The organism is Synechocystis sp. PCC 6803 substr. PCC-P, assembly GCF_000284455.1.
Taxonomy (GTDB): domain Bacteria; phylum Cyanobacteriota; class Cyanobacteriia; order Cyanobacteriales; family Microcystaceae; genus Synechocystis.
The window spans coordinates 790,919-817,237 of the sequence record NC_017039.1; the positions used below are offsets into that span (position 1 = coordinate 790,919).

The following is a 26,319-nucleotide window of genomic DNA, read 5'->3' on the forward strand; positions in this document are numbered from 1 at the left end:
TTTACCCTGTAGGGGATTGTAATTTTTGTTGTTTTCCGAGAGATAGAGGTTTGCTGTGAAAATTCCCGGTAGTGTCATAACCCTTCTCATCGGCGTTGTGATCACAGTTGTTAGTTTATGGTACGGACAGAATCATGGTCTGATGCCCGTGGCTGCCTCCGCCGATGCAGAAAAGGTGGATGGCATTTTTAACTACATGATGACCATTGCCACAGGATTATTCCTCTTGGTAGAAGGAGTTTTGGTTTATTGCCTGATCCGCTTTCGCCGACGCAAAGACGACCAAACCGATGGTCCACCCATAGAAGGTAACGTGCCCCTGGAAATTCTCTGGACTGCCATCCCTACGGTGATTGTTTTTACCTTGGCGGTGTATAGCTTTGAGGTGTACAACAACCTGGGCGGTTTGGATCCAACCATTTCTAGGGATAATGCCGGTCAGCAGATGGCCCATAACCACATGGGACATATGGGGAGCATGGGGAATATGGTGGCTATGGCTGGGGACGGAGATGTTGCCCTGGGCATTGGTTTAGATAGCGAAGAACAAGGAGTCAACCCCCTGATGGTAGATGTGAAGGGAATTCAGTATGCGTGGATTTTCACCTATCCCGAAACGGGGATTATTTCCGGCGAACTGCACGCCCCCATCGATCGCCCGGTGCAATTGAACATGGAAGCCGGGGATGTGATCCATGCCTTTTGGATTCCCCAATTACGGTTAAAGCAGGATGTGATTCCGGGGCGGGGCAGTACCTTGGTGTTTAATGCCAGCACCCCTGGGCAGTATCCGGTTATCTGTGCTGAGTTGTGTGGTGCTTACCATGGGGGCATGAAATCGGTCTTCTACGCCCATACCCCCGAAGAGTATGACGACTGGGTGGCGGCCAATGCTCCGGCTCCAACGGAATCCATGGCAATGACATTGCCCAAAGCGACCACCGCCATGACCCCCAACGAATATTTAGCCCCCTATGCGAAAGAAATGGGAGTACAAACTGAAGCTTTAGCCCAATTAAAAGATCAAACCTCTCCGGTTGGAGATCTACTCTGATTTGGTTGGAACACCTAACCTTGAGTCGTACTGGTCAGTTTTGCTTTAAAACCCTGTAAATTTTGACAAATTTGGTAGAAAACTTTTTATGACTATTGCCGCTGAGAATCTAACGGCTAATCATCCCCGCCGCAAATGGACGGATTACTTTACCTTTTGCGTTGACCATAAGGTGATTGGCATCCAATATCTAGTTACGTCTTTCCTCTTCTTTTTCATTGGCGGTTCCTTTGCGGAAGCCATGCGGACGGAATTAGCCACTCCATCCCCGGATTTTGTCCAGCCGGAAATGTATAACCAACTGATGACCCTCCACGGCACGATTATGATCTTTCTGTGGATTGTGCCGGCAGGGGCGGCCTTTGCCAACTATCTCATTCCCCTCATGGTGGGCACAGAGGATATGGCTTTTCCTCGCCTCAATGCCGTTGCTTTTTGGCTAACTCCACCGGGGGGCATTTTGCTTATTTCCAGCTTTTTTGTGGGGGCACCCCAGGCAGGCTGGACTTCCTATCCACCTTTGAGTTTGCTGAGTGGTAAATGGGGAGAAGAACTGTGGATTTTGAGTTTGCTGTTGGTGGGGACCTCCTCCATTCTGGGGGCGATTAATTTTGTTACCACCATTTTGAAGATGCGTATCAAGGACATGGATTTGCACAGTATGCCCCTGTTTTGCTGGGCTATGCTGGCCACCTCTTCTTTGATTTTGCTTTCCACCCCAGTGTTAGCATCCGCTCTGATTCTGCTTTCCTTTGACCTGATTGCCGGCACTAGCTTCTTTAACCCAGTGGGGGGGGGAGACCCGGTGGTTTACCAGCATTTATTCTGGTTTTACTCCCATCCGGCGGTGTACATCATGATTTTGCCCTTTTTTGGCGTAATCTCTGAGGTCATTCCTGTCCACGCCCGCAAACCCATCTTTGGCTACCGGGCGATCGCCTATTCGAGTTTGGCCATTAGCTTTCTGGGCTTGATTGTCTGGGCCCACCATATGTTCACCAGCGGTACCCCCGGTTGGTTACGGATGTTCTTCATGGCTACCACCATGTTGATTGCTGTGCCCACGGGGATCAAAATTTTCAGTTGGTGCGGTACCCTCTGGGGCGGCAAAATTCAACTCAACTCCGCCATGTTGTTTGCCTTTGGTTTCCTATCTAGCTTCATGATTGGTGGGCTAACCGGGGTAATGGTGGCGTCTGTTCCGTTCGATATCCATGTCCACGACACCTATTTTGTGGTGGGACACTTCCATTACGTGCTCTTTGGTGGCAGCGCCTTTGCTTTATTTTCTGGGGTTTACCACTGGTTCCCGAAAATGACTGGCCGCATGGTCAATGAGCCCCTGGGTCGTCTTCACTTCATCCTCACTTTTATCGGCATGAATTTAACCTTTATGCCCATGCATGAGTTGGGGTTAATGGGAATGAACCGCCGCATTGCCCTCTACGACGTTGAATTTCAACCCCTAAACGTTTTGAGCACCATTGGAGCCTACGTTTTAGCCGCTTCCACCATTCCTTTTGTCATCAACGTTTTTTGGAGTTTGTTTAAGGGGGAAAAGGCGGCCCGGAATCCTTGGCGAGCTCTGACCCTAGAATGGCAAACGGCCTCTCCTCCTATTATTGAAAACTTTGAAGAAGAACCAGTGCTCTGGTGTGGTCCCTACGATTTTGGTATTGACACGGAGTTAATGGATGACGAAGAAACAGTCCAAACCCTAATTGCCGATGCGGCAGGAAGTTAGTTTCTTTAACTTTCTGTGCTTAGGGGGATGGCTAGCTTAATGACCTAATGACCTCCCCCATGGGCCCGACCGCCAGAGATTTTTGGCAAAATTCTAGAAATTCAGCAACGATCCAGCGATTAATTGTCAGTCCTATGCAAACCACTGCCCTTAGCTCCGATTTAAACAGTACCTATACCCCAGGGGAAGCCCACGGCCACCATGGTCACCCCGATCTACGAATGTTTGGAGTTGTCCTGTTCCTGGTGGCGGAAAGTGCCATTTTTTTGGGTCTGTTCACCGCCTATCTGATTTATCGCAGTGTGATGCCTGCCTGGCCTCCTGAGGGCACACCAGAGTTAGAATTACTCCTGCCAGGGGTCAACAGTATTATTCTGATTTCCAGTAGCTTTGTCATGCACAAAGGTCAAGCCGCCATTCGTAATAATGACAATGCCGGGTTGCAAAAATGGTTTGGCATTACTGCCGCCATGGGTATTATCTTTTTAGCTGGTCAGATGTATGAATATTTCCACCTGGAAATGGGGCTAACTACCAATTTATTTGCCAGTTGCTTTTATGTGCTCACGGGCTTTCACGGGCTCCATGTTACTTTTGGATTGCTATTAATCCTTTCTGTGCTCTGGCGATCACGGCAACCGGGCCATTACTCCCGCACATCCCATTTCGGGGTAGAAGCGGCGGAATTGTACTGGCATTTCGTCGATGTGGTCTGGATTGTTTTGTTTATTTTGGTTTACTTACTGTGATGGAAAGACCTTGGGCGTTAGGGCAAACCTACCTTGTGATGGGTTAATTTCGTGGGATGATAGAGAGTCGGGTTGGCATTCCCTAGTCCTTCCATTGCCCAACTGAATAGCCCAAACCCCTAAGTAATCAAAAGAGTTCTTGACCATTACCATGAGTTTACTGGAAATCACCGACGCTGAATTTGAGCAGGAAACCCAAGGGCAAACTAAGCCTGTGTTGGTTTATTTTTGGGCTTCCTGGTGTGGCCCTTGTCGGTTGATGGCCCCTGCTATCCAGGCGATCGCCAAGGATTATGGTGATAAGCTCAAAGTGCTCAAGTTGGAAGTGGATCCCAACCCTGCCGCCGTAGCCCAATGCAAAGTGGAAGGGGTACCAGCGCTGCGTTTGTTCAAAAATAATGAGCTAGTGATGACCCACGAAGGGGCGATCGCCAAACCCAAATTACTGGAGTTACTGAAAGAGGAATTGGATTTTATTTAAGACGGTGCTGATTGCCGAAAGCATTCCCTAAACTGACCAGAGCTATTTGTTTATAATCCTTTCTCTCTAACCATGGCCGCCGCAATTAAACCTTTTTACTTCGACATTAGCGACGACGAAATTGAATTTTTTCTGGATGAGGCCAGGCAAATCCTCAAATCCGGCACTTTGATTTTGGGAAACCACACCCAGGAGTTTGAACGGGGCTTTGCGGAATTTGTTGGTACCAAAAACGCTATTTCGGTTAATAGCGGCACCTCTGGGCTGGAAATTCTCTTGCGGTTGAAGCAGGCGGAAAATACCACTGTTCTTGTGCCCACCAACACAAATTTTGCCACCGTTGCTTCTGTGTTGCGGGTAAACAGTGATGTGCAATATTTGGACATGGACCCCAAAACCTTTGCCCCTTCCCTAGCCATGGTTAAGGAAGCGGTCGAAGGCAAAAGTTACCCCAAACCTTTGTCCGGTGTTTTTTGGGTGCATATCGGCGGCGTAATTTCCCCCGAATTCCCCGCAGTGGTGGATTATTGCCATGGCAAAGGCCTCTACGTTTGGGAAGATACGGCCCACGCCCACGGCAGTCAACTCCAAGGTAAACAGGCGGGCAACTTAGCTGATGGCGCTTCCTTTTCCTTTTTCCCCACCAAAGTAATGACCACCTTTGAAGGCGGCATGGTCACCCTCAATGATGACGAAGAAGATACCATTGCCCGTTCATTGCGAAACCAGGGAAAACGGGGCATGAATTTTGGTGGTCTGCATACGGACTTTGGCAACAGCACCCGCATGACGGAAATCCACGCTTTGTTGGGACAAATTCACCTGGCCAAGTTAGAGAGAATGTTGGCCACCAGACAAAAGGCCTACGAACTAATCACAACCCCCCTCAGGGAAGCGGGCATTGAGTTTGTTTCCACTGACCACATGGACAGGGCCAGTCAATACAAACTGATGGTGTTGTTACCGGAAGGCAAAACCCCGGCCCAAATGAAAGAAGCTCTGGCGGCAGAGGAAATTTATTTGGGAGGGACAGTGTACGAAATTCCCTGCCATTTACAACCGGTGTTTAAAGATGTTTGTCCTGGGCAATCTTTTCCCAATGCAGAAACCTGGTGTCCCCGTCACATTTGTCCCCCTTTAACCTCCGGTACTACTCCAGAGGAAGCGACCCGGGTCGGGGAAGCGTTAGTTCGCCATTTGCAGTCCTAGATTTCTTATTCAGGAATATTCTGCCCCAATTTTAGCTAGCGATCGCCTCCGTTTCTTCCGTTTCCCTACCCCTCAATAGGCTAGAAATTTCATCGCTATATTTAAAAAACTCTGGTTCCCGCTTAATTTTATAGGTCCGATTTTTCGGAGTTTCTTCATCCCCCGGCAGATTAATGGTTAATTCCCGCTGAATAGTGCCGGGACGGGAACTCAACACATAAACCCGTTGGGCCAGAAATACGGCTTCCTCCACGTCATGGGTAATCATCAAAATGCTACATTGCAGTCTTTGCCAAATATCAATCAGATATTCATGCATCCTTTCCTTGGTTTGAATATCTAAAGCGCCAAAGGGTTCATCCATTAATAAGACTTTTGGATGGCAAGCCAAAGACCTGGCGATCGCCACCCGTTGTTTCATGCCACCGGACAATTCCCTGGGATAAGCTTCAGAAAAATTAATTAGCCCCACCACGTCCAGATAATAACTAGCGGTGTCAAAGCGTTCCTTTTGGGAGCAACCTTGGAGTTTGAGACCAAATTCTACATTTTGCCGCACAGTCATCCAGGGAAAAAGACTGTAATGTTGGAAAACCATACCCCGGTCAGCCCCTGGTCCCGTCACCCTTTGTCCATCCACATTAATGGTGCCGGAAGTCGGAGTATCCAAACCAGCAATTAACCTCAAAAGGGTCGATTTTCCGGAACCAGAAGCCCCCACTGCACACACAAATTCCCCGGTTTCAATGTGCATATTGATGTTTTTTAGAGCTACCACTGACCCCCGTTTGCCGACAAACACCCGATTTAAATCAGTTATTTCTAGATGCATGGTTTTTATTATTTACAATTAATTTAATAGTTTTGTAATGATGGAAAAAATCTGACTTATTGTTCCAAAGACCATTTACAAGTGAATCTGAGGATGAGGCGAAATGATAAATCCAACGCAAAGCCAATTAATCCCAAAACAATTAAGCAAGCAAAAATCTCATCGGTTTTCAAAAATTTCTGAGCTAGCAAAATACGCTTCCCTAAGCCATTGTCTGCCGCCACCAATTCCGCCACCACTACCAAGTTCCAAGCCGCCGCCATGTTGATCCGAAAGGCGTCAAGAATATTGGGAATAATGTAGGGGGTGATGACCTTAAACAAAATCTGTTTCCTTAATCCCCCTAGGGTATAGGTAACTTCAATTAATTCCTTGGGAATAAATTTGACCGCATCCATAATCATCAGGGTATTAAAAAATATTGTCCCAATGAAAATTAAGGCAATTTTTGAAGCCTCATCAATGCCGAGGTAAATAATTAATAATGGAATAAAGGCTGGGGCTGGCATGTAACGCACCACACCAATAATTGGCTCTGTTAGGCTACGTATGCTGGGAAATGTCCCCATTAAAATCCCCAAGGGAATAGCCACCAATCCCCCTAAAAAAAATCCCCCCACTACTCGCCCAAAACTAGTCAGGGAATCCTGGATTAGAAATCCATCCTTAAATAGCTTTATCAAGGCTTGAATTACCGACTGGGGCGAAGGCAGAAAAACATCACTCACAGTGGGTAAAGATGAAAGCAGTGCCCACAATACCAAAGGAATAATGATCGATAAGGACATTAACGACCATTTGAGAGATTCGGGTATTTCCCCACCAATGCGCCAAAAAACTGTGGGCTTGAGGGATTCTTTAGAGGGATAATCTGATAATTTATCCTGGGCAATAGTCATAGTATTAGGGAAATTGATTGGCTAACAGAGTGAGCAAATTGTCACAAAGAAAAATCAAAATCCCTCCGATTACTGGTTGGAGATGAGAACTCGAAGTAAAAACTAAGCCTTACCAGCTAAGGTTTTCACAAACTGAGCATCGAGAATCTTGGTCAGGTCAGGGGCTTTTTCAATAAAGCCGACTTTAGTCATAAAATCTGCCATTTTTTGGGCAGCAAAGGGCATGTGCACCATACTATCTCCAGGGCTAAAAGCTTCTAAATTTTCCTCTAGAGTTAAAAAGCGAGTGCCATCCTTAAATAGTTGTAGTTCTTCTTGGCTCACCCCCGCCCGTTTAGCCATAATTTCATCGGATTTTTCGGGATTTTCCTCCATGAATTTACGAATATCAAACCAGGTGTTAACTAATGCTTGTACTTGCTCTGGTTTTTCCTGAATTAATTTTTCTGTCACGACTAAAAGGTCAGGAATAGCTCCGGGAAATTCGGCGGAAGTAACTAACTCTTTAGAGCCTTCCCGTTTCAGAGCTGTTAACCAAAATGGAGGAAACGCCCCTACTGCGTCCACTTGTCCCGCTGCAAAGGCCGCCGCCGCCGCCCCTGTTTCCAAAGGCTTGATTACCACATCATCCCGGCTCATGCCTTCCCTTTCCAGAGCTAAACTGAGCAGAAAATCATCCACTACCCCTTCTTCGATCGCCACGGTTTTACCCTTGAGATCCTGAACAGTATTGATGTCGGCGGTAACAATAATTTTGTCATTGCCAGCGGAGTTATCATTCACTAGTACTGCCACTTCTCCGTTAACTGCCTCCCCAGCAAAGGAAATGGTGTCGTTTAAAGTTTGACTATTGCCATCCAACTGCCCGGCGGCTAAGGCTTGCATGGATTCCAGATAACCGTCAAACCACTTCATTTCCACATTGACACCGTTTTTGGCAAATAGGCCTTCTTCCTCGGCGATCGCCCAGGGCCACCAACCCGCCCAGTTGCTATAACCAATGACAATGGGAGGTCCTTCGGGAACCGGAGCAGAGGTTTGGGATTGCTCTGGGGTTTGGGCACAACTAACTGTTAACAGTAAGGTGCTACAAAAAATCAGAATTAAGGAAATTAAACTACGTCTGGGCATCGATTTTTCTCCGCTAGTTGTTAATAACATATAAAACTAAATTGAAAAGTTTTACTGTGTTGATTTTGACTTTTTAAAAATTTCTAGATAGAAACTATCATCGGTACTTTAACTTGACTCTTAACCCAACTAAACCAAGTATCCAAACCCTCTCCGGTTTTAGCCGATACTGGAATAATGGTCACATGGGGGTTCATGGAACGGACGTTAGCGGCTAATTTTTCTAGATCAATATCTAAATGGGGAATGAGATCAGTTTTAGTAATTAGTAAACAATCTGCTTCCTGGAACATAACTGGATATTTTAGGGGTTTGTCTTCCCCTTCGGTGACACTGAGTAGTGCGACTTTACTATGTTCCCCCACTTCAAATTCCGCTGGGCAAACTAGATTGCCCACATTTTCCACCAGCACCAAATCAAATTCTTTAGGATTGTAATCTTCCTGTAAACGATGAATTCCCCCTGCCACCATTTTGGCATCTAAATGACAGGAACGACCGGTGTTAATGGCGATTACAGGGCTACCATATTGCCGCAGGCGATCGGCGTCTAATTCCGTGGTCATATCCCCTTCGATAACCGCCATTTTTAACTCACTTTGGAGGGCGGCCAAGGTTTTTTCGAGCAGAACAGTTTTACCGGCTCCGGGGCTACTCATTAGGTTTAAACAGGTAATACCCCATTCATCAAAATGTGCTCGATTATGGTCGGCACCTGCCTGGTTTGCGTGGAGCAAATTTAGACCGATCGCCGTGTCAATGGATTGGTGCATAGTTTCTTGGCAGTAACAGTGGACAAGTTAATAAAAAATTTAGTCTCGGTGGGTTAGGGCTTAAGCCGGAGTGCACTGATGATGTTCAATGCGGTCAATTTTTAGCTCCCGCCCGGAACGGATGTCATCCATCGGAGATCGGCAGGTGGGACAGGAATATTGCAAACCAATTTCGGGACTATATTCCGTTTGGCAAGTATGGCAGTAGGCAACCAAAGGCACATCTTTGATTACCAATTCCGCCCCATTTAAAAAGGTTTGCTTGGTTTGCACTTCAAAAGCAAATTGCAAACTCACTGGTTCCACACAGGTAAACTGACCCACTAGGAGGTGAATCTTGGTGATTTGGGGTTTTTCAACTTGTTGATCAAACCAATCCTGAATAGTCATAATCAGGGCTTTGGTCATGTCTGTTTCATGCATTTTTACCTCTCCCAAAGGCGATCGCCGATTATTTCAGAGCCATCAATTTGGCAATAATTAGTCAAGTTAAAGTTACTATTGCCAGGGCTCATCCACTGCCATGTTCGCTTCAGCATGGATATAGGCCGGTTTTTCCGTGCGGGGTAATTGGCCAGAAACCACTAAATGGGCCATGGTGTCGCAAATTACCCTGGTGGCCATCAACGAAGTCATGTCGCTGATGTCGTAGGGAGGGGAAACTTCCACCACTTCCATGCCGCAAACGTTAGTTTCCCGAATAATGCGTTTAAGTAAATACAGAGCTTCTCGGGGTAGTAAACCACCGGGTTCTGGCCAACCGGTGCCGGGGACAAAACCTGCATCAATGCAGTCAATGTCAAAACTAATCCAAACGCAATCGGTGCCATCGGTGGCCCGGGCAATGGCAAAGTCCGCCGCCGCATCCAAACTCATTTCGGTAATATCAGTGACGGTCAAAATGTTGGTGGCCCGTTCCCGACAAACTTTGACCCCCTGGCGGGGTACTTGCCAACCACCAATGCCTAATTGCACTAGGTTTTTAGCTGGAGCGTTGGCCATGTTGGTGGCGTGGAACCAGGGACAAGTGTGCATCCGTTCGTCTAAGTCCGTTTCCTGGGTGTCCACATGGCGATCGAAATGGATAATGCCGACTTTTTTATCCCCCAAATGACGACAGATGCCCCGCACCGTAGGAAAACCAATGGAATGATCACCCCCCAGAATTATCGGAAACGCTCCGGAACTGAAAATGTGGGCAATACCTTTGGAAATTTGGTCAAAGGATTTCTCATTGTTGGCGGGAATGGTGAAAATATCCCCCACGTCACAGAGACTAATTTGCTCCCGTAAATCCACCCCCATTTCAAAGTTGTAGGGAGTGTACAAAGCAGAAATACGACGAATCCCCTGGGGGCCAAAACGGGTACCTGGTCGATAGGTGGTGCCAGAATCATGGGGCACTCCGACGATCGCCACATCATATTTCCCGACTTCCCGCACATCTTCCAGATATGGAGCCTTCATGAAGGTGTTAATGCCCGCATAGTGGGGCAATTCTCCCCGGGAAAAGGTGGGGATGGAGCGGTCTTTAATGCTGGCGGCGGCTTCTAAACCATAGGTTAGCCCTTGGTCAACCTCCTGCTGCCAACCGGTCAGGGGTAGCCGAGTTTCTTTGATTAAGGCTTCTTCAGCTTCAGAAGGGGGACGAAACGGGGTGGCATCGCTCATAGGTAGTTACTAGCTAAACAACAAAATCTGCCCAGGAGTTATTAATGACAACACCTAAGCACTGGTCATTAAAGTCTCCCGGGCTTTTGTCCCGCCGTGTAGCTAGTGGCAAAAATCTTTACAAAGCCTAGCCTGTTTCTCTCGGACCAGCCATTCCCCACATCACCAGGAATCGGAACCCTAGAAACAATATCCCCTACCCTAGCTAGGGATGATTAAGTTAACTGTGTTCTGTGCTACTTTTTATCGGCGATCGCCAAACTAAAGTTTAAAACCTGACATCAATTAGCTTTTTTTCCCTATCCAGGGATTGAGCATAGCTTTGCGATATCCTGAGTATGCACATGGGAAAAGGTCACAGGTCTCGCACCATTGGTGTGATTACTAATTGATCTAACTATTCAGGAACGCAACTCAATCAACAATTGCCCAGCCAATGCAACAAGCGGCCATCCCAGCCAATGAACAGCAGCGCTTAGCCCATCTACAGAATCTTAAAATTCTTGATACGCCAAGCGATGAAAAGTTCAACCGCATTACTAGGCTATTATGTCGGGTGCTGGATATGCCCGTAGCTGCCATTTCTTTGGTTGATGAAAATCGTCAATGGTTTAAATCCATTCGGGGCTTAGACTTAACCGAAACTCCCCGCTGTGTCTCCTTCTGCGCCCATACAATTCTGGAGGACCGCACCCTAGTTATTTCCGATACCCTATCTGACCTCCGTTTTGCCGACAATCCCCTTGTCCTCGAGGCCCCCCACGTCCGATTTTATGCTGGTCACCCCCTGAAAATACTCGATAATATCCATGTGGGCACTCTCTGTGTTTATGACACTAAGCCCAGGGAAATATCCGACGACGATGTTCAGTTTTTAGAAGACCTTGCAATCACCGTGGCTAATGAGCTAAAGGCTCACATGTTCAAGAGATTTTTTACGGTTTAGGTAAAGTTTCAGTAAAGTAAAAATTCAGCCACAGCAAAGTCAGGAAATGTAGGGATGGAAGCTAAATTACCGCAAAATGAGGAGCAACGCCTGGCAGTTTTGAGGCAACTCAATATTTTGGATACTCCCATTGAAGAAAGATTTGAGCGTATTACCCGTATGGTCTGCCGGTCCCTCAAAGTGCCCATTGCCGCCATATCAATAGTTGATGAATCACGCCAGTGGTTTAAATCTATTCAAGGGTTAAATGCTTCCGAAACCCCCCGTGAAATTGCCTTTTGCGCCCACGCCATCCTCAGGGATGAATTACTGTTGGTCGAGGATGCTACCCAGGATGAACGCTTTGCTGACAATCCCTTGGTAACCGACGAGCCTTTCATCCGATTTTATGCCGGTTATCCCCTTAATTTGGGTCAAGATATCCATGTGGGAACCCTCTGCGCCATTGATCGGGTGCCCCGGGAATTGTCGGCGGAAGAACAGGAAATTCTCTACGACCTCTCCAAAATGGTGGAGTCTGAACTGGCGGCGATCGCCCTATCGGAGGCTCAAATACAGCTAATTCAAGAACTGGATGAACTTGAAAGGGTGGCCATGGTCGATAGCTTAACAAGACTCTGGAACCGTTTGGGCATTGAAACTCTTCTAAAACGGGAATGGGAGTACGCTACCCGCAAAAATTCTCCTATTTCCATTGTCATGATTGATTTTGACAACTTTAAACAAATCAACGATCAACACGGTCATTTAGTCGGAGACGAGGTTCTGCAGGGTAGTGCCCGTTTAATCATTTCAGTTCTTCGTTCCTACGATATTTTGGGCAGATGGGGAGGAGATGAGTTCATGCTTATTCTGCCTGGTTCTGGTCGGGAGCAGACCGCTGTGCTCCTAGAAAGAATTCAAGCCACCATTGCCCAAAACCCAGTACCCACATCTGCGGGACCCATGGCAATCAGCTTGAGTATGGGGGGAGTCAGTGTATTTACCAACCAGGGTGAAGCACTCCAGTATTGGGTAGAACAGGCAGATAATCAGTTGATGAAAGTCAAACGTCTTGGTAAGGGCAATTTTCAACTGGCAGAATAATGGCGATCGTAAAAACTTTTTAAGGTGAGGTAGACTTACCCTTTTGGTGATTGGCTCCACTCCACTTCTTCAAGCAAACATGGTGGGTCATAGATTACCGAAAAGATGAACAATCTCTACCATCAAATCAATTGGATTTACTTAAGCTTGATGTATTAGAATTTTTTCACCAGGATGAGCTAGAAGATGTGAAGTAAAGACAATGGTAGTCATTCAAGTCATTATGATCATAGGAATTTAAATTTCCGTAACTCCTCCGCTCCTAACAATAAAGGAGGACAGGAAAGAAGCAGAGCAAACTGCCAATTTGTCAGTGGAGTGGTAGTGAAAATAGCTTGGAGAGAAGGAAAATACATTAAAGACAAAATTAACATCCATTCCGTGGCAATGCCAATCCAAATTAAGGGATTACTAAACCAGCCTAACTTGAAGGCAGAAGTGCGTTCTGAGCGGCAAGCAAAAACATTTCCATCTTGACAGGCCACAATCACTGCTAGGGTCATGGTGGTGGCCTGGGCATAGATAGCCATTAAAATTGGATCTGCTGTGTGATGGAGAATACTTGTCGTAACGGCTTGTAACTCAGCTAATCCGTAACCGTAACTTCCCCAAACTAAGAAAAATCCGGCCATGCCCAAACCCGCTTCAATTATGCCTAGAAAGCAGTAAGCTCTTAACAATAAAGCACGATCTAATAGGGCTTGATTTTTTTGGCGGGGAGGCAATTTCATCGTTCCGACTTCAGCTTTTTCTATACCCAAGGCTAAGGCCGGAACCATGTCCGTTCCTAAGTCAATGGCTAGAATTTGCATAATTAGTAATGCGGGGGGAATGTTGAGGAAAATCATTGCTAAAAATGGTACTAACTCCGCTACATTGGAAGCCAAAATGTAAGTTATAAACTTGCGGATGTTTTGATAAACTGTGCGGCCTTCTTCCACTGCGCTGACAATGGTGGCAAAATTATCGTCGGTAAGCACAATATCCGCCGCTTCCCTGGCCACATCGGTCCCGTTTAAGCCCATGGCAATGCCAATGTTGGCCGCCCGCAATGCCGGAGCATCATTGACCCCATCCCCCGTTACCGCCACAATCTGCCCCAAGCCCTGATAAGCTTGCACTAAGCGTAGTTTTTGTTCCGGGGCCATGCGGGCAAAGATAAGACCAGAACGATATTTTAAAATCTGTCGCAGTTGGGCATCGGACAAATGGGTTAGCCCATCCCCAGTCACTACCCGTACTTTTTCCTTGACTAGACCAATACTTCTGGCGATCGCCTCTGCGGTGAGGCCATAGTCCCCAGTGACCATGGTGATAGCAATACCGGCCCCATGACAACGGGCGATCGCCTCAGGCACTTCTGGCCGAGGAGGATCAAACATGGCCACTAAACCCACGAAAATTAATTGTTGCTCTAGGGTTTGGGGTGATGCTTCTAGTAAATTTTCATGGTCGGCCCGAACCGCCAAGCCCAATACTCGAAAACCTTCCTTGGCGTAGTGATCATTGGCCTCCGTAATTATTTGGCGATCGCCGGAGGTTAGTTCGGTCACCTGTCCGGCTTTTAAAATGGATTGACAACAGCGCAACACCTCCAGGGGAGCACCTTTGGTAAAAGCCAAATTTTCCCATGGCAAATCATTTCTGCCGGAAGTAAGGAAAGGCAAATTTTCCCCAGCCTTTTGCCAATCCAAAACCACCGTCATCATCCGTCGTCGGGAATCAAAGGGCACTTCCCTGCGCCGGGGATAATCTTGCTGGAGTTGTTCTAAATCAAAATCTGCCTTCAGAGCGGCCACCAATAATGCCGCTTCCGTGGGGTCTCCCATTTCTTGCCAACGGCTGGAACCGGAAGGATGAATCAAATGGGCATTGGAACAAAGAGCGGAACCAATGAGCAGTAATTTAACCTGTTGCTTTTCATCTTTACCTGGGGGAAAGGTAATTTTGCCCGTGCTGGGATCATAGCCTTCCCCTGGCACCGTTAAGGTTTGGCCATGGTTCGTTGCCGGAATCCAAAGAGAACGAACGGTCATTTCATTTTTAGTTAAAGTTCCCGTTTTATCTGTACAAATAACTGTAGTGGCACTGAGGGTTTCCACCGCCGATAATCGCCGCACCAAAGCATTACGTTTGGCCATCCGTTGTACCCCCATGGCCAGGGATAAAGTCACCGTGGGCAACAAACCTTCTGGCACTAGGGCAACAATAATGCCAATGGCAAAAATGAAACTTTCCTTTAATTCCAGATGGGTCACCAGGGACGCCAACACAAACACCAAAACTCCCATGCCAACGGCAATCAGGGTAATTACCCGCACAATCTGGCTAATTTGGACTTCCAGGGTGCTGGGTTCCCGCTTAACATTGGTGGTGAGATGGGCCATATGGCCAAATTCCGTTTCCGCTCCGGTGGCATAGACAACCCCTACTCCCCGCCCCGTGGCAATGGTGGAACCGGCTAGGACTAAATTGCGAATTTCCTGGGCTTTAACCGGGTCTTGCAGTGCCCTTTCCCCCCCATGGACTAAAACTTGACCGCCCCGTTTAGGCACAACTTCTCGAATTTGGGCCGATTCGGCAAAACGAGCTACGGGTAAGGATTCCCCCGTCATCACCGACACATCAACGTATAAACTATCCGCTGAAACTAAGCGCAAATCCGCCGATACCCGATCGCCTTCTTCCAATTGCACCACATCCCCCCGCACTAATTCCCTAGCCAGAACAGACTGTAAAGTGCCGTCCCGATAAACTTTTACCTGGGCTGGGAGAACTTTCTTGAGGGTCGCCAGGGCTTTTTCGGCCCGAAATTCCTGACTAAAACTAAATAAACCATTAATCCAAATCACCGCCCAAATGGCCCAGCCCAACTGCGGCGTACCGGAAACAAAAGCCAGAATGCCCGCCACCCAGAGCAATAACGCCATGAAATGGGTCATCTGATCAACAAAACGCAACCATAAAGGTCGTTGTACCGGTTCCGCCAGCTCGTTCAGTCCATAGCGTTGCAATCTTCGGGCCGCTTCCTCGCCGGATAAACCTTGGGGACTCGTCTCCAACCTTTCGTAAACCGCTTCTGGGGCAATAGACCAAACCGTGGTGGAGGAATTCATCGGTGCAACAAAGATGGTTTTCCATCCCATTAGGTATGATTCCCAATCTTACAAAGATTCAAACTTAACTGTTGTCGCCTAAAAAGTTGTCTCTAATTTATGGCAATGGCCCAATGCGGGATAGGAGCGATCGCCTTTGTAAATGAAGACTGATCAATTCGTCTGCGCCCAAGCTACCGATAATCAGGGCGGCAAACAATGATCCCATTCTATTGGCCGGGGTGGATAACACCAGAATGGCGATCGCCAGGGCGAGGAAAAATAGACCAAAAAAAGATCTGATTACCAACTCCTGTTTTGATCTGGTAACTTGTTGGCCGGCGTTTTTTTTCATTGGCGCAATTCCCCCGTAAAATCAGCCCTAGGTGATAACAAAATTGACTAATTTACCCGGTACGACAATTACCTTTTTAATCGTTTTCCCTTCCAAATAACGTTGGGCTAAATCAGAATTACGGGCCAATTCTTCCAACTGGGTTTTATCCGCACTGGCGGGAACAGTGATAGTTCCCCGAGTTTTGCCTAGCACTTGAATGACCAACGTAATTTCATCTAATACTAGGGCAGTGGGATCCACCTGCAACCAAGCCTGTTGGTGAATGGAGTCAGTACGACCCAAACGATGCCACAATTCCTCCGTCAAGTGGGGCGCAAAGGGAGCAAGGAGTAACAGCAGGGTTTCAATGCCTTCTTGGTAAACGGGAAAAGAAATCAAATCCGTCGCCGCAATTAGGGCATTACTGAGTTTCATCATTTCGGAAATAGCGGTGTTGAACTGGTAATCGTCGTTCAAATCCTCCGCCACTTCTTTGATTGCCCCATGGATAGCCCGCCGTAAATCTTTCTCCGCTTTAGTTAAAGGCTCGTTGGTCACTAAGGTTTCGGGGCGCACCGCGAAGCGGATCCCTGCGGGATCGCCAATGTAATCGGTTACTAAGCGCCAAACCCGATTGAGAAAGCGGAATTGACCTTCCACGTCCGCATCGTCCCATTCTAAATCCTTCTCTGGAGGGGCTTTGAAAAGGATAAACATCCGGGCGGTGTCGGCACCATATTTAGCCAACACTTCTTGGGGATCCACACCGTTAAATTTGGATTTAGACATTTTTTCGTAGAAAACCTGTAGCGGTTCCCCACTGTCGGGGTCCTTTGGATCCTTGGGATCAATTACCTGTTGTCCCGTTTGCAAATCCTTGGCCGGCACATATTTGCCCGTGGTGGGATTTTTGTAGGTAATACCCTGCACCATGCCCTGGGTTAACAATTTTTGGAACGGTTCTTTGACGGGAATTAACTGGCGATCGGCCAAAACTTTGGTGAAAAAGCGGGAATAAAGCAAATGTAAAATGGCGTGTTCAATGCCCCCCACATACTGGTCTACCGGCAACCAGTGGGCAACTTTTTCCCCATCAAAGGGCAACTCAGTGTTTTGGGCATCGGCATAACGCAGAAAATACCAGGAAGAATCAATGAACGTATCCATGGTGTCCGTTTCCCGCCGGGCTGGTTTTCCACAACTGGGACAGGGCACGTTAATCCAATCCTCTAATTTCGCTAGGGGAGAAGGGCCACGACCGGAAAATTCCACATTATCTGGCAACTCCACCGGCAAATCCTTGGTCGGTACGGGCACTGCTCCACAGTCATCGCAATGAATGATGGGAATGGGACAGCCCCAATATCGTTGTCGAGAAATCAACCAATCCCGCAGACGATATTGCACTTTGGCCCGACCATAATCATTATCTTCAGCGAATTTAATAATGGCCTGTTTTGCTTTGGGGGAAGCCATACCGGTGAATTGAGCTGAATTAACCATCACCCCCGCTTCGGTATAGGCCACCGTCAAATTCACATCACTGTTATCGGCATCGTCGGGAATAATCACCACTTGCATGGGCAAATTATTATCCTGGGCAAATTTGAAATCCCGTTGATCGTGGGCGGGAACCCCCATCACTGCGCCGGTGCCGTATTCGTATAGAACATAATCGGCAATCAAAATGGGAATTTCTTCTCCGTTGAAGGGATTGATAGCAATGCCACCGGTTTTAACACCACGCTTGGGTTTATCCTCCGCTGTCCGTTCAATTTCACTCTCTTTGGCCACCATGGCGACAAACTCATCCACTGTGCCCTGTTGTTCTGCTGTGGTAACCACCTTGGTTAAAGGATGTTCTGGGGCTAAAACCACGTAGGTAACGCCGTAAACCGTGTCCGGGCGGGTGGTGAAAACAGCAATTTTTTCCTGACTATCCTTGATGGGAAATTCCAAATAAGCCCCCACGGATTTGCCAATCCAATGGGACTGCATCAGTTTGACCCGTTCTGGCCAGCCCGTTAATTGCTCTAAATCATTCAGTAAAGCTTCGGCGTAGTCGGTGATTTTTAAGAACCATTGCCGCAATAATTTACGCTCCACCATGGCCCCCGATCGCCAGGAGCGGCCTTCACTATCGACCTGCTCATTGGCCAGAACTGTTTGATCAATGGGGTCCCAATTAACGGTGGCTTCTTTTTGGTAGGCCAAACCAGCTTGGAAAAATTCCAAAAACAACCATTGGGTCCAACGGTAATAATCGGGGGCACAGGTGGCCACTTCCCGTTCCCAATCGATGGAAAGCCCCAACTGTTGCAACTGGGCTCGCATCTGGGCAATATTTTTTTCTGTCCACTGCTTGGGGGGAATACCCCGCTCAATGGCTGCATTTTCCGCCGGTAAACCAAAGGCATCCCAACCCATAGGATGCAACACCTGGTAACCCTGCATCCGTTTTAACCGAGCAATGACATCGGTGATGGTGTAGTTGCGCACATGGCCCATGTGGAGGTTCCCGGAAGGATAGGGAAACATGGACAGGGCATAAAATTTAGGCAGATCAGAGGCGATCGGTGTTTTGTCCAACCCCCATTCAGCCCAGCGTTGTTGCCATTTTTGCTCGATTTCACCAGCGTTGTATGGGGATGCCACGACGACCAAGATCTCCTAAGCCCAGTTGATTACAGGCTTGTTAGTATACCATTCTGACTTGGGCCCAAGGTTGTCTGTTAACCATCCTAGACCAGTGACCACGTAGAGATTGAAATTTGCGATTATGGAAACTATTCAATTCAACATACGCCAGACAATTATTGTCGCAATTTTAGTGCTTTACATTGGTAAATATCTCACTAAAAAAATTAAGTTTTTGCAGAGTTTTAATATTCCCGATGCCGTTTCCGGTGGAGTGCTAGCTTCCCTGTTTTTTGGTCTCATCTACGGTATTTTTCGCACAGAAGTAGCTTTCAATTTTCCGATTAGGGATGCTTTTTTAATTATTTTCTTTACCTGCATTGGTCTATCTTCCAAGTTAAAAGTCCTACTCCAGGGCGGCAAACCCCTATTGATTCTTTTAGCAACAGCGGTGAGTTTTTTAGTAATTCAAAATTTTGTCGGGGTGGGTATGGCTTCCCTATTGGGGCAGGCGTTACCAGTGGGTTTACTCTCCGGGTCCATTTCCCTGAGTGGTGGCCATGGCACGGCGATCGCCTGGTCTCCGGTTTTTTATGATAACCACGGCATCCGTAATGCTTCGGAAATTGCCATAGCCTGTGCCACTTTTGGGCTGGTGTTCGGGGGCATTGTGGGAGGCCCCATCGCCAAATTTTTAATTATCCGCAATAAGTTAGAACCGGATTGTGACACTAAAGATTTGACCATTGGCATCCGGCGAGATCAGGACAATGTGCAAATTGATTACAACACCATGCTCCACACCATTTTAGTCATTGGCGTTACCATCGGTCTTGGCTATGAAATTAACGATCTGGTTGCTAAGTTGGGGTTAATGTTGCCGGCCTTTGTTTCCTGTTTACTGGCGGGGATCGTGCTCACCAACACCATTCCCCTCGCTTTTAAAAAATTCCCTTGGCCGGCGGAAACCCCTTCCCTCGCCCTGATTTCCGACGTTAGTTTGGGACTATTCCTGGCCATTTCCCTGATGAGCCTGCAACTCTGGACCTTAGCCGACATTGGCGGAGTGATCGCCCTGATCCTCCTGGTCCAATTCATGGCCACAGTGCTCTACAGCATTGCTGTTGTTTTTCCCCTCATGGGGCGTGACTACAACGCAGCGGTAGTTTGCTCCGGTTATTCCGGTTTAACCCTGGGGGCCACCCCCACGGCGATCGCCAATATGACCGCAGTGACGGAAAAATTCGGCGCCGCTCCCCAGGCTTTCATCGTTGTACCCTTGGTGGGGGCCTTCTTCATCGACATTGCCAATGCCTTTGTGATCCAGCAATTTCTCAATTTTCTTGGCTAGATCTATTGTGAAAAAAAGAGGGATGAGGCGCATTATTAACGGACAGCAACAGCCACCCCAACCCGCAGGCTAGAGTGGACTCAGTTGCCAAAACATGACATGATTCCGTTGGAGCTGAGCTCCTTGGACAGGAATGGAAGCGAAAACAGACCACTTCTTCCCCCAGTTCAGGTAGAGTTTTTCCCCAGAACCTAATCTGGAGTCAACTTGCTAAGAGAGACCAGCCCGGACAAAACCAATACTATTGCCTAGAAACCGCTCAGTTAACGAGTTCCAGCGCCTACAGGAGTTTTGGTGCTAGGGGTGGGTAGTTGATACTCCCGCAGACTGGGGAATAGAAAATGATTCTCTTCCACATACTGGGCCCCAAACAGTCCCTTCTCGGCCCAAAAATATCGATCAGTAGTGTGCTCATTTCGTTTTACAATGAGCAAGGCCGGGGGCTGAATTTCGTTAGCTTGGATGTAGCGACGAGCGGCCGTGACAGGCTTATCCTCGCCGCTTTCAATATTAAACTGAGGAACAAGCTCCAAAATCTTACGACCTTCTTGACGACGACGACTCTTCCGTTTGCGTTTACGTGCCAACCCAGTTACCTCCTATTTCAGCTATATGCTGTAATGATAGTTACAAAAGCCGTGCCGATTATATCCGGTCTAATTCTAAATATCAAGCCCCTCAAGCCCTTGCGGCGCTAAGGGGATCGCTGATTCTAAACACCATTTAGGTAGGGTTTCACCCCCTAAAACTGCCCCCTAGGGCCATAAGTAGACCAATTCAAATCTTAATATTTCTTAACATTTCTGGGGTCTAGCCCCACCACAAGCCCCATGGCCGGTTCCATCTCATCAATGTATTCCCCCAGTGCTGGGTTAATTTCCCTTTGTCAGTCACAGGTTCGGCTTTTGCAACAGGGATTGCGGGTGGACTGGTGCGGCGTTTATCTAAATCAAGAAGAAACGGAACAGGGATTGGTGCCGCTGGTGGTTTCCCATGGTTCAACGCTGGTTGAGTCAGAAAGTTATGGGTTAATAAGTCTACCACAAGGAGAGGTGTCTCCCCCGATGGACGATTTTTCTTTGCCGGCAGTTCCCGTGGGGGTAGGCCAGTTAAGTCGTCGTAGTCGTTTGGAACCTCCTCCCTTCGATGCAGATAAGCGCTTGGTTTTACCTTTGGTTTATGGGGAGGAAATGGTGGGGCTGTTGGTAATTCACCGCAGTCAGGGCCAGTGGCATGGGGAGGAAATGATGCAGTTGGAGGCGATCGCCAAATCCTTAGCGGTGGCCTGCCTATTGGACCAACAACAGGATTGGTATCGCCAGGCTTGGGAGGAACAAAATCAACAATACCAGTGGGAGCGACAACATTGGGCTGACCTCTTGCACCAACTCCGCAATCCCCTCACTGCCCTAAAAACTTTTAGTAAGCTACTGCTCAAACGTTGGCACGGGGACAACAAAAGTCAACAGGTGGTGGAAGGCATTGTCCGCCAAGGGGAACACCTCCAGGAATTGTTACAAAGCTTTGAAGCAAGTCAATCCCAAGGCCCCGAAGCCGTGCCCCTGTTGTCAAGTTCCCCAGTGACCACAATTCAGGTTTTGCCCCCGGCGGACCGGGTGGAAACTATGCCTCTGGCCAATTTTTCCCTAGGGGAGGTTTTGCCTCCCATTTTGCTGGCCCATCAGGCGATCGCCGCCGAGAGAAATATCACTTTAACAGCCCAAATTGCTTTGATTGATACCGTGGTGATGGCTAACCGTTTAGCTTTGCGGGAAGTGGTTAATAATCTTTTGGACAATGGGATTAAATACACTCCCAATGGTGGCCTCGTAGAAGTTAGTCTTGCCTTAGAAAAAGTGTCATCTTCCGGAATGGATTGGGCCACATTGGCGATCGCCGACACGGGTTATGGCATTCCCCCGGAGGATCAACAGAAAATTTTTGAGCGTAATTATCGTGGTGTTCAGGGCCGAGGCTCCATTAATGGCACTGGTTTGGGTTTGGCGATCGTGGCGGATTTGGTAGCCCAGATGGGGGGCAAAATCACCGTCACTAGCCCCAACGGTTTATCTCGCGACCCAGACCAACCAGGCTCAACTTTTACCCTCTGGTTACGCTCTGGAGAACAAGTGTAATCAGGATTAACAGTTAAATTGGCCCAAAGATTTCCGAGAGTTTCAGATAGATAACGATATGGCGGTGATGGTTATTTCACAAGTACGGTGGGCAAACATGGGGATGAAAATACGGTCACCAAATATGTGCAAAAACAAGGAAAGGACTATTTGCGGCTACATCAAAACTTTCAACTAAGTCTCTTCTAAATTCTTTCGATACCCCGATGCTTGCGGCGGGGTTATTCATTCCCGATGCGAATCCCTTACGAAAAAGCAATTGAGAATCTTGACCTGCTGGCCAATCTGCGTATATTCGATCCAATCGTGATCGGAACGCCGCCGCTTGGAATTGATGTGTCCAACAGCGATATCGACATTGCTTGTTATTGTGACGATCTTGACCGATTCGCAGGATTCGCAACGCGTCAGTTTGAATCTCAAGATGGCTTTCAAATTCGACACGGAACTTTTCAAAATCATGAATCCATCATTGTTCAGTTCAATGCGTTTGAATGGGACGTTGAGATTTTCTGCCAGCCAATTCCGACAAACAAACAGTGGGGCGTACGGCATTTTCGGGTTGAACAGCGGTTGCTGGCTTTGTCTCCTAGTCTAAAATCAACCGTGACGGAATTGAAACGTTCTGGCTTGAAAACCGAACCTGCGTTCGCCAAAGCTCTTGGATTGGCTGGTGAGCCTTACGTGGCAATCCTTGGGCTCGAGCAAACCGACGACCGTGAATTGTTGGCATTAACTGCTACTTGCAAGTCTCTCGCCGCCTCCACAACTTCACCGTTGGGCGATCGCCTTAAACCCTAGGGGGATAGATGGGTTAGATTTGTGAAAGTAGAATGGCCTTTTGCCTTGCTCAACCATTGCCTAAGTCCTGGCGAGCTGGGAAATGGTCGCTTGCTTTTAAGACTTATGTAACCTTGTTAGACCAAAGGTAAATCGGGTTTCCCGTTACGAAATCTCTCCATTTGAACATATTAGTCAGTTTCCCTGTCAATCATTTCTTTCTCCATGACCCCGTCCCCTGCTGCTCCCCCGTCTGATAATGATTGGCGCTTGTTATTGCGTCTGCTTCCTTACGTCAAGCGCTATCCCAAGGAACTGGCGGCGGCGTTAGTTTTACTGATTCCTGTGGCTTTTTCTGGAGCAGTGCAACCCCTAATCATTGGGCAAGCAGTTTCCCTGTTGCGGGAGGAACCAGCCTGGGGCTTTTTGGATGCCATGCCATTGGATAGGGCCTTACATACCCTAGTGATTATCTTGGCAGTCACCATTGTCATTCGGTTGCTATTTTTGGGGTTACAGGGCTTTATTGTGCAAAAAATGGGGCAGGAAATTACCGCCGATGTGCGTCAGGATTTATTTGAACATGTCACTTCTTTGTCGGTAAACTTCTTTCACCGTACCCCTGTGGGCCGTTTGGTAACCCGTATCACCAGTGACGTGGAGGCATTAGGGGAAGTATTTGCCAGTGGGGCGATCGGTGTGGTCAGTGACATTGTCTCCATTCTGGCTATCATCGTGACTATTTTTTGGGTGCAATGGCAGTTGGCCCTGCTACTGGTGGGGATGTTGGTGCCGGTGACTGTGTTGATTATTTATTTCCAGCAACAATATCGCAAAGCTAACTACCAAGCTCGGGAAGAGTTATCCCGCCTTAATTCCCAGCTTCAGGAAAATGTGGCCGGTATCAATGTGGTGCAATTATTCCGTCGGGAAGAGTTAAACAGTCGTTCCTTTCGTCGCGTGAATGAAAAATATCGTCGGGCAGTGGATAAAACTATTTTCCATGACTCTGCTGTGTCGGCCACCTTGGAATGGATCAGTTTAGTGGCGATCGCCGGGGTGCTGGGTTTGGGGGGCTGGCTAATTTTGCGGGATAATCTGGAATTTGGGGTGTTGGCGGCGTTTATTCTGTACGGACAACGGCTATTTAATCCCCTGCGACAGTTTGCGGATAAATTCACCATGTTTCAATCGGGCTTTACGGCGATCGAGCGCATTGGGGAATTAATGGAAGAACCGGTAGAAATCAAAGATCAAGCGGTGATTACCCCCATTGAAATCAATGGTGCTTTGCGGGGTAGCCATGGGGAAATTTGCTTTGAAAATGTTTGGTTTGGCTATAAACCAGACGAGTACGTGCTGAAAAATTTAAACTTCACCATCAAACCCGGGGAAAAAGTCGCCCTAGTGGGGCCAACGGGGGCAGGAAAAAGTTCGATTATTCGTCTACTGTGTCGCCTGCACGATCCCTCCCGGGGTCGCATTTTAGTCGATGGCATTGATATTCGAGAACTGTCCCAACAGCAACTGCGCCGTTTTATTGGCGTCATTCTCCAAGATAGTTTCCTCTTTGCCGGGGACGTGAAACGGAACATTACCCTAGGGGAAGAATACAGCCTGGAAGAAGTGCAACGGGCAGCCCAATTAACCAGCGTCGATCGCCTGATTGAAGAATTACCCCAGGGTTACCACACCCAATTACGGGAACGGGGTAGTAATTTGTCAGGGGGACAAAAACAGTTACTAGCCTTTGCTCGGGTGGCCATTCGGGAACCCTATGTATTGGTGATGGATGAAGCCACTGCTAGCCTAGATGTCCGCACTGAAGCGGATATTCAAGCGGCTTTGTTACATTTGCTCCAGGATCGTACTTCCATCATCATTGCCCATCGCTTATCGACCATTCGCAATGTAGACCGCATTTTCGTGCTCAAACACGGGGAAATTGTGGAAACTGGCAACCATGACCAACTATTAGACCTCAAGGGGCTTTACGCTAGTTTGTACCAGTTACAAATGCTGGGGGGCTAATTATCCTACCGGGAATCTCCCTGGTATCATCATTGGTACATCACTAACTTTGCTGACAGATTTTCTGATAAATTCAGCGCAATTGTCTAATCATTGTCATGGATATGAAATTTTTCATCCTTTGCCGACCATTAATTTCATTTGGCCTGGTCAGTACGATTTCCCTGGCTCTGCCTGCTACGGCCCAAGGCGACCAAAATTCTGGCAATCAGTGGGACGGGCAAATTGATCTGCCCGATCGCCAAATGTTTGCCGTTGTCCCTTTTACAGAACTTCCCCAACGGACATTTTGGCAATGGTCTAATCTCAATACACTTACTAGTCCAAATCAACTCATCCAACAGTTCTACGGCCAACCTTTGTTGCCCCAGCAGTTAGGGGAAGGGAATTTCGGTTGTTTCCGCTCCAAGAGTGCGACGGCCACTGTGGTTGGCGATAATTCCGTCGCTGTTTTGCTCACCCAAATGGGTAGTTGTGATGATTCCGTTAGTGGGCACCAAACCAGGGTAGATTTTATCCCCATTGGCGATCGATGGCAGGTGAATTGGGTCGGGGAAAGGAGCCATTGTCGGGCGCGTTTCTGGGCGGAACCAGGGCAACTCTGTCCATAGCTTTTTTCTGCTTAAAAGAGGGTAAGTGCCGCTGAATATTACTATGAAATTCCTTTTGGTTGCCCAAATTTTGCTGTTTGGACTAACGGGAGAAGCTGTTAAGGGTAGTAATCACATCGGCCATATTGTTGGCCAACATAGCAGGGGTATTGAGCACTAAGCCTGGAAATTCTTGACTGGCCATCAATCCATTGTCGTCGGGACTCAGGCGTTCATATTTTCCATTCACTAGCACAAACCAATCAATTTCCCGGTCGATGGTGCGCCAAACAATGTACTCTTTCACCCCATGGTTTTCGTAAACTCGTTTTTTGCTATGGAGGTCGTAGGAAGCAGTGCTGGCGGCAATCTCCACCACTAACTCCGGGGCACCGCTGATGTAGTCATCTTCATCTATCTGGGCATTCCCCCCTAAGCGAAAAAGAATAGCATCAGGTTGAAGTTCGTTTTCATCGTCTAACCGCACAGTGGCCTCAATACTAACCGCTAGTCCAGTTCTTTGGGCTTGGTAAGTTATTAGCCAACCAATGATTTGACTATGGGGTTGACCATGGTAAGTGTGACGGAGGGGAGAAGCCACGTGGACGATTCCTTCAATTAGCTCAGCTTTTTTGATTCGAGATTCAGCATAAATTCGCTCAAACTCTTGACGATTGAGGTGATCGCCATTTTCAAGAATGGCAACTCGGGTGGGAGAATTGGTGGTGACCATGGGGGAATGCGCCATAATTTCCGTTTTTTCCATCATAGTCACCCTGGTTGAATGC

General features: G+C 47.8%; 23 protein-coding genes and 1 riboswitch. Of the genes, 12 read left to right on the forward strand and 11 right to left on the reverse strand.

Annotated elements, in window-relative coordinates; genetic code table 11:
• Positions 1 to 55 precede the first annotated feature (55 nt).
• From SYNPCCP_RS03680 to SYNPCCP_RS03700, 5 genes are all read left to right on the forward strand, one after another.
• Positions 56 to 1,054: a cytochrome c oxidase subunit II gene (locus SYNPCCP_RS03680; protein WP_010871917.1), complete on the forward strand. Its 999-nt coding sequence runs from the start codon at positions 56 to 58 to the stop codon at positions 1,052 to 1,054.
• 88 nt (positions 1,055 to 1,142) lie between these two features.
• The gene (gene ctaD / locus SYNPCCP_RS03685; RefSeq protein ID WP_010871918.1) at positions 1,143 to 2,798 is read left to right on the forward strand and encodes a cytochrome c oxidase subunit I; all 1,656 of its coding nucleotides are present in this window, start codon (positions 1,143 to 1,145) and stop codon (positions 2,796 to 2,798) included.
• A gap of 47 nt (positions 2,799 to 2,845) precedes the next feature.
• Positions 2,846 to 3,547, forward strand: a complete 702-nt coding sequence (ctaE, locus tag SYNPCCP_RS03690; protein WP_010871919.1) for a cytochrome c oxidase subunit CtaE — start codon at positions 2,846 to 2,848, stop codon at positions 3,545 to 3,547.
• Positions 3,548 to 3,698: 151 nt separating this feature from the next.
• A complete protein-coding gene (locus tag SYNPCCP_RS03695) occupies positions 3,699 to 4,028 on the forward strand; it encodes a co-chaperone YbbN (RefSeq protein WP_010871920.1) in 330 nt (109 codons plus the stop codon).
• Between the two features lie 72 nt (positions 4,029 to 4,100).
• Positions 4,101 to 5,237, forward strand: a complete 1,137-nt coding sequence (locus tag SYNPCCP_RS03700) for a DegT/DnrJ/EryC1/StrS family aminotransferase (protein ID WP_010871921.1) — start codon at positions 4,101 to 4,103, stop codon at positions 5,235 to 5,237.
• 31 nt (positions 5,238 to 5,268) lie between these two features.
• On the opposite strand, the gene SYNPCCP_RS03705 is transcribed toward SYNPCCP_RS03700, so the two are convergent.
• From SYNPCCP_RS03705 to speB, 6 genes are all read right to left on the reverse strand, one after another.
• Positions 5,269 to 6,069 (reverse strand): ABC transporter ATP-binding protein, encoded by an 801-nt coding sequence (locus tag SYNPCCP_RS03705; RefSeq protein ID WP_010871922.1) that lies wholly within the window; start codon positions 6,067 to 6,069, stop codon positions 5,269 to 5,271.
• A 56-nt stretch (positions 6,070 to 6,125) separates the two neighbouring features.
• Positions 6,126 to 6,968, reverse strand: a complete 843-nt coding sequence (locus tag SYNPCCP_RS03710; RefSeq protein WP_010871923.1) for an ABC transporter permease — start codon at positions 6,966 to 6,968, stop codon at positions 6,126 to 6,128.
• A gap of 102 nt (positions 6,969 to 7,070) precedes the next feature.
• Complete coding sequence (locus SYNPCCP_RS03715; RefSeq protein WP_020861520.1) at positions 7,071 to 8,099, reverse strand: aliphatic sulfonate ABC transporter substrate-binding protein; 1,029 nt, start codon at positions 8,097 to 8,099, stop codon at positions 7,071 to 7,073.
• 83 nt (positions 8,100 to 8,182) lie between these two features.
• Positions 8,183 to 8,872: a hydrogenase nickel incorporation protein HypB gene (gene hypB, locus SYNPCCP_RS03720; RefSeq protein WP_010871925.1), complete on the reverse strand. Its 690-nt coding sequence runs from the start codon at positions 8,870 to 8,872 to the stop codon at positions 8,183 to 8,185.
• A 60-nt stretch (positions 8,873 to 8,932) separates the two neighbouring features.
• Positions 8,933 to 9,295 carry a hydrogenase maturation nickel metallochaperone HypA gene (gene hypA, locus SYNPCCP_RS03725; RefSeq protein WP_010871926.1) on the reverse strand — a complete coding sequence of 121 codons (363 nt, stop codon included), beginning with the start codon at positions 9,293 to 9,295 and terminating at the stop codon, positions 8,933 to 8,935.
• 75 nt (positions 9,296 to 9,370) lie between these two features.
• On the reverse strand, positions 9,371 to 10,543 hold the full coding sequence (gene speB, locus SYNPCCP_RS03730) for an agmatinase (RefSeq protein WP_010871927.1): 1,173 nt from the start codon (positions 10,541 to 10,543) through the stop codon (positions 9,371 to 9,373).
• Between the two features lie 73 nt (positions 10,544 to 10,616).
• Positions 10,617 to 10,738: riboswitch (guanidine-I (ykkC/yxkD leader) on the reverse strand.
• 241 nt (positions 10,739 to 10,979) lie between these two features.
• On the opposite strand from speB, the gene SYNPCCP_RS03735 reads away from it, so the two are divergent.
• The gene (locus SYNPCCP_RS03735) at positions 10,980 to 11,489 is read left to right on the forward strand and encodes a GAF domain-containing protein (RefSeq protein ID WP_010871928.1); all 510 of its coding nucleotides are present in this window, start codon (positions 10,980 to 10,982) and stop codon (positions 11,487 to 11,489) included.
• Positions 11,490 to 11,543: 54 nt separating this feature from the next.
• Positions 11,544 to 12,575, forward strand: a complete 1,032-nt coding sequence (locus tag SYNPCCP_RS03740; RefSeq protein WP_010871929.1) for a diguanylate cyclase — start codon at positions 11,544 to 11,546, stop codon at positions 12,573 to 12,575.
• Between the two features lie 227 nt (positions 12,576 to 12,802).
• On the opposite strand, the gene SYNPCCP_RS03745 is transcribed toward SYNPCCP_RS03740, so the two are convergent.
• The 3 genes from SYNPCCP_RS03745 to leuS form a co-directional block, all read right to left on the reverse strand.
• Positions 12,803 to 15,721: a cation-transporting P-type ATPase gene (locus SYNPCCP_RS03745; RefSeq protein WP_010871930.1), complete on the reverse strand. Its 2,919-nt coding sequence runs from the start codon at positions 15,719 to 15,721 to the stop codon at positions 12,803 to 12,805.
• A gap of 67 nt (positions 15,722 to 15,788) precedes the next feature.
• On the reverse strand, positions 15,789 to 16,025 hold the full coding sequence (locus SYNPCCP_RS03750; RefSeq protein ID WP_020861521.1) for a hypothetical protein: 237 nt from the start codon (positions 16,023 to 16,025) through the stop codon (positions 15,789 to 15,791).
• Between the two features lie 27 nt (positions 16,026 to 16,052).
• Entirely contained in the window at positions 16,053 to 18,662 is a 2,610-nt protein-coding gene (gene leuS / locus SYNPCCP_RS03755) for a leucine--tRNA ligase (protein ID WP_010871931.1), read from the reverse strand.
• A gap of 124 nt (positions 18,663 to 18,786) precedes the next feature.
• Here leuS and gltS point away from each other — a divergent pair, with 124 nt between their 5' ends.
• Entirely contained in the window at positions 18,787 to 19,995 is a 1,209-nt protein-coding gene (gltS, locus tag SYNPCCP_RS03760) for a sodium/glutamate symporter (RefSeq protein WP_010871932.1), read from the forward strand.
• A 263-nt stretch (positions 19,996 to 20,258) separates the two neighbouring features.
• On the opposite strand, the gene SYNPCCP_RS16695 is transcribed toward gltS, so the two are convergent.
• A complete protein-coding gene (locus SYNPCCP_RS16695) occupies positions 20,259 to 20,582 on the reverse strand; it encodes a DUF3155 domain-containing protein (RefSeq protein ID WP_010871933.1) in 324 nt (107 codons plus the stop codon).
• A 243-nt stretch (positions 20,583 to 20,825) separates the two neighbouring features.
• On the opposite strand from SYNPCCP_RS16695, the gene hik2 reads away from it, so the two are divergent.
• From hik2 to SYNPCCP_RS03785, 4 genes are all read left to right on the forward strand, one after another.
• Positions 20,826 to 22,130, forward strand: coding sequence for a two-component system sensor histidine kinase Hik2 (hik2, locus tag SYNPCCP_RS03770; RefSeq protein ID WP_010871934.1), 1,305 nt, complete (start codon positions 20,826 to 20,828; stop codon positions 22,128 to 22,130).
• Positions 22,131 to 22,364: 234 nt separating this feature from the next.
• Complete coding sequence (locus tag SYNPCCP_RS03775) at positions 22,365 to 22,931, forward strand: DUF4269 domain-containing protein (protein WP_010871935.1); 567 nt, start codon at positions 22,365 to 22,367, stop codon at positions 22,929 to 22,931.
• Positions 22,932 to 23,135: 204 nt separating this feature from the next.
• Entirely contained in the window at positions 23,136 to 24,941 is a 1,806-nt protein-coding gene (locus tag SYNPCCP_RS03780; protein ID WP_010871936.1) for an ABC transporter ATP-binding protein, read from the forward strand.
• A 98-nt stretch (positions 24,942 to 25,039) separates the two neighbouring features.
• Positions 25,040 to 25,552: a hypothetical protein gene (locus SYNPCCP_RS03785; RefSeq protein WP_010871937.1), complete on the forward strand. Its 513-nt coding sequence runs from the start codon at positions 25,040 to 25,042 to the stop codon at positions 25,550 to 25,552.
• Positions 25,553 to 25,634: 82 nt separating this feature from the next.
• Here the strand turns inward: SYNPCCP_RS03785 and SYNPCCP_RS03790 are convergent, their stop codons facing one another.
• Positions 25,635 to 26,279 carry a Uma2 family endonuclease gene (locus SYNPCCP_RS03790; protein ID WP_228670068.1) on the reverse strand — a complete coding sequence of 215 codons (645 nt, stop codon included), beginning with the start codon at positions 26,277 to 26,279 and terminating at the stop codon, positions 25,635 to 25,637.
• Between the last annotated feature and the right edge of the window lie 40 nt (positions 26,280 to 26,319).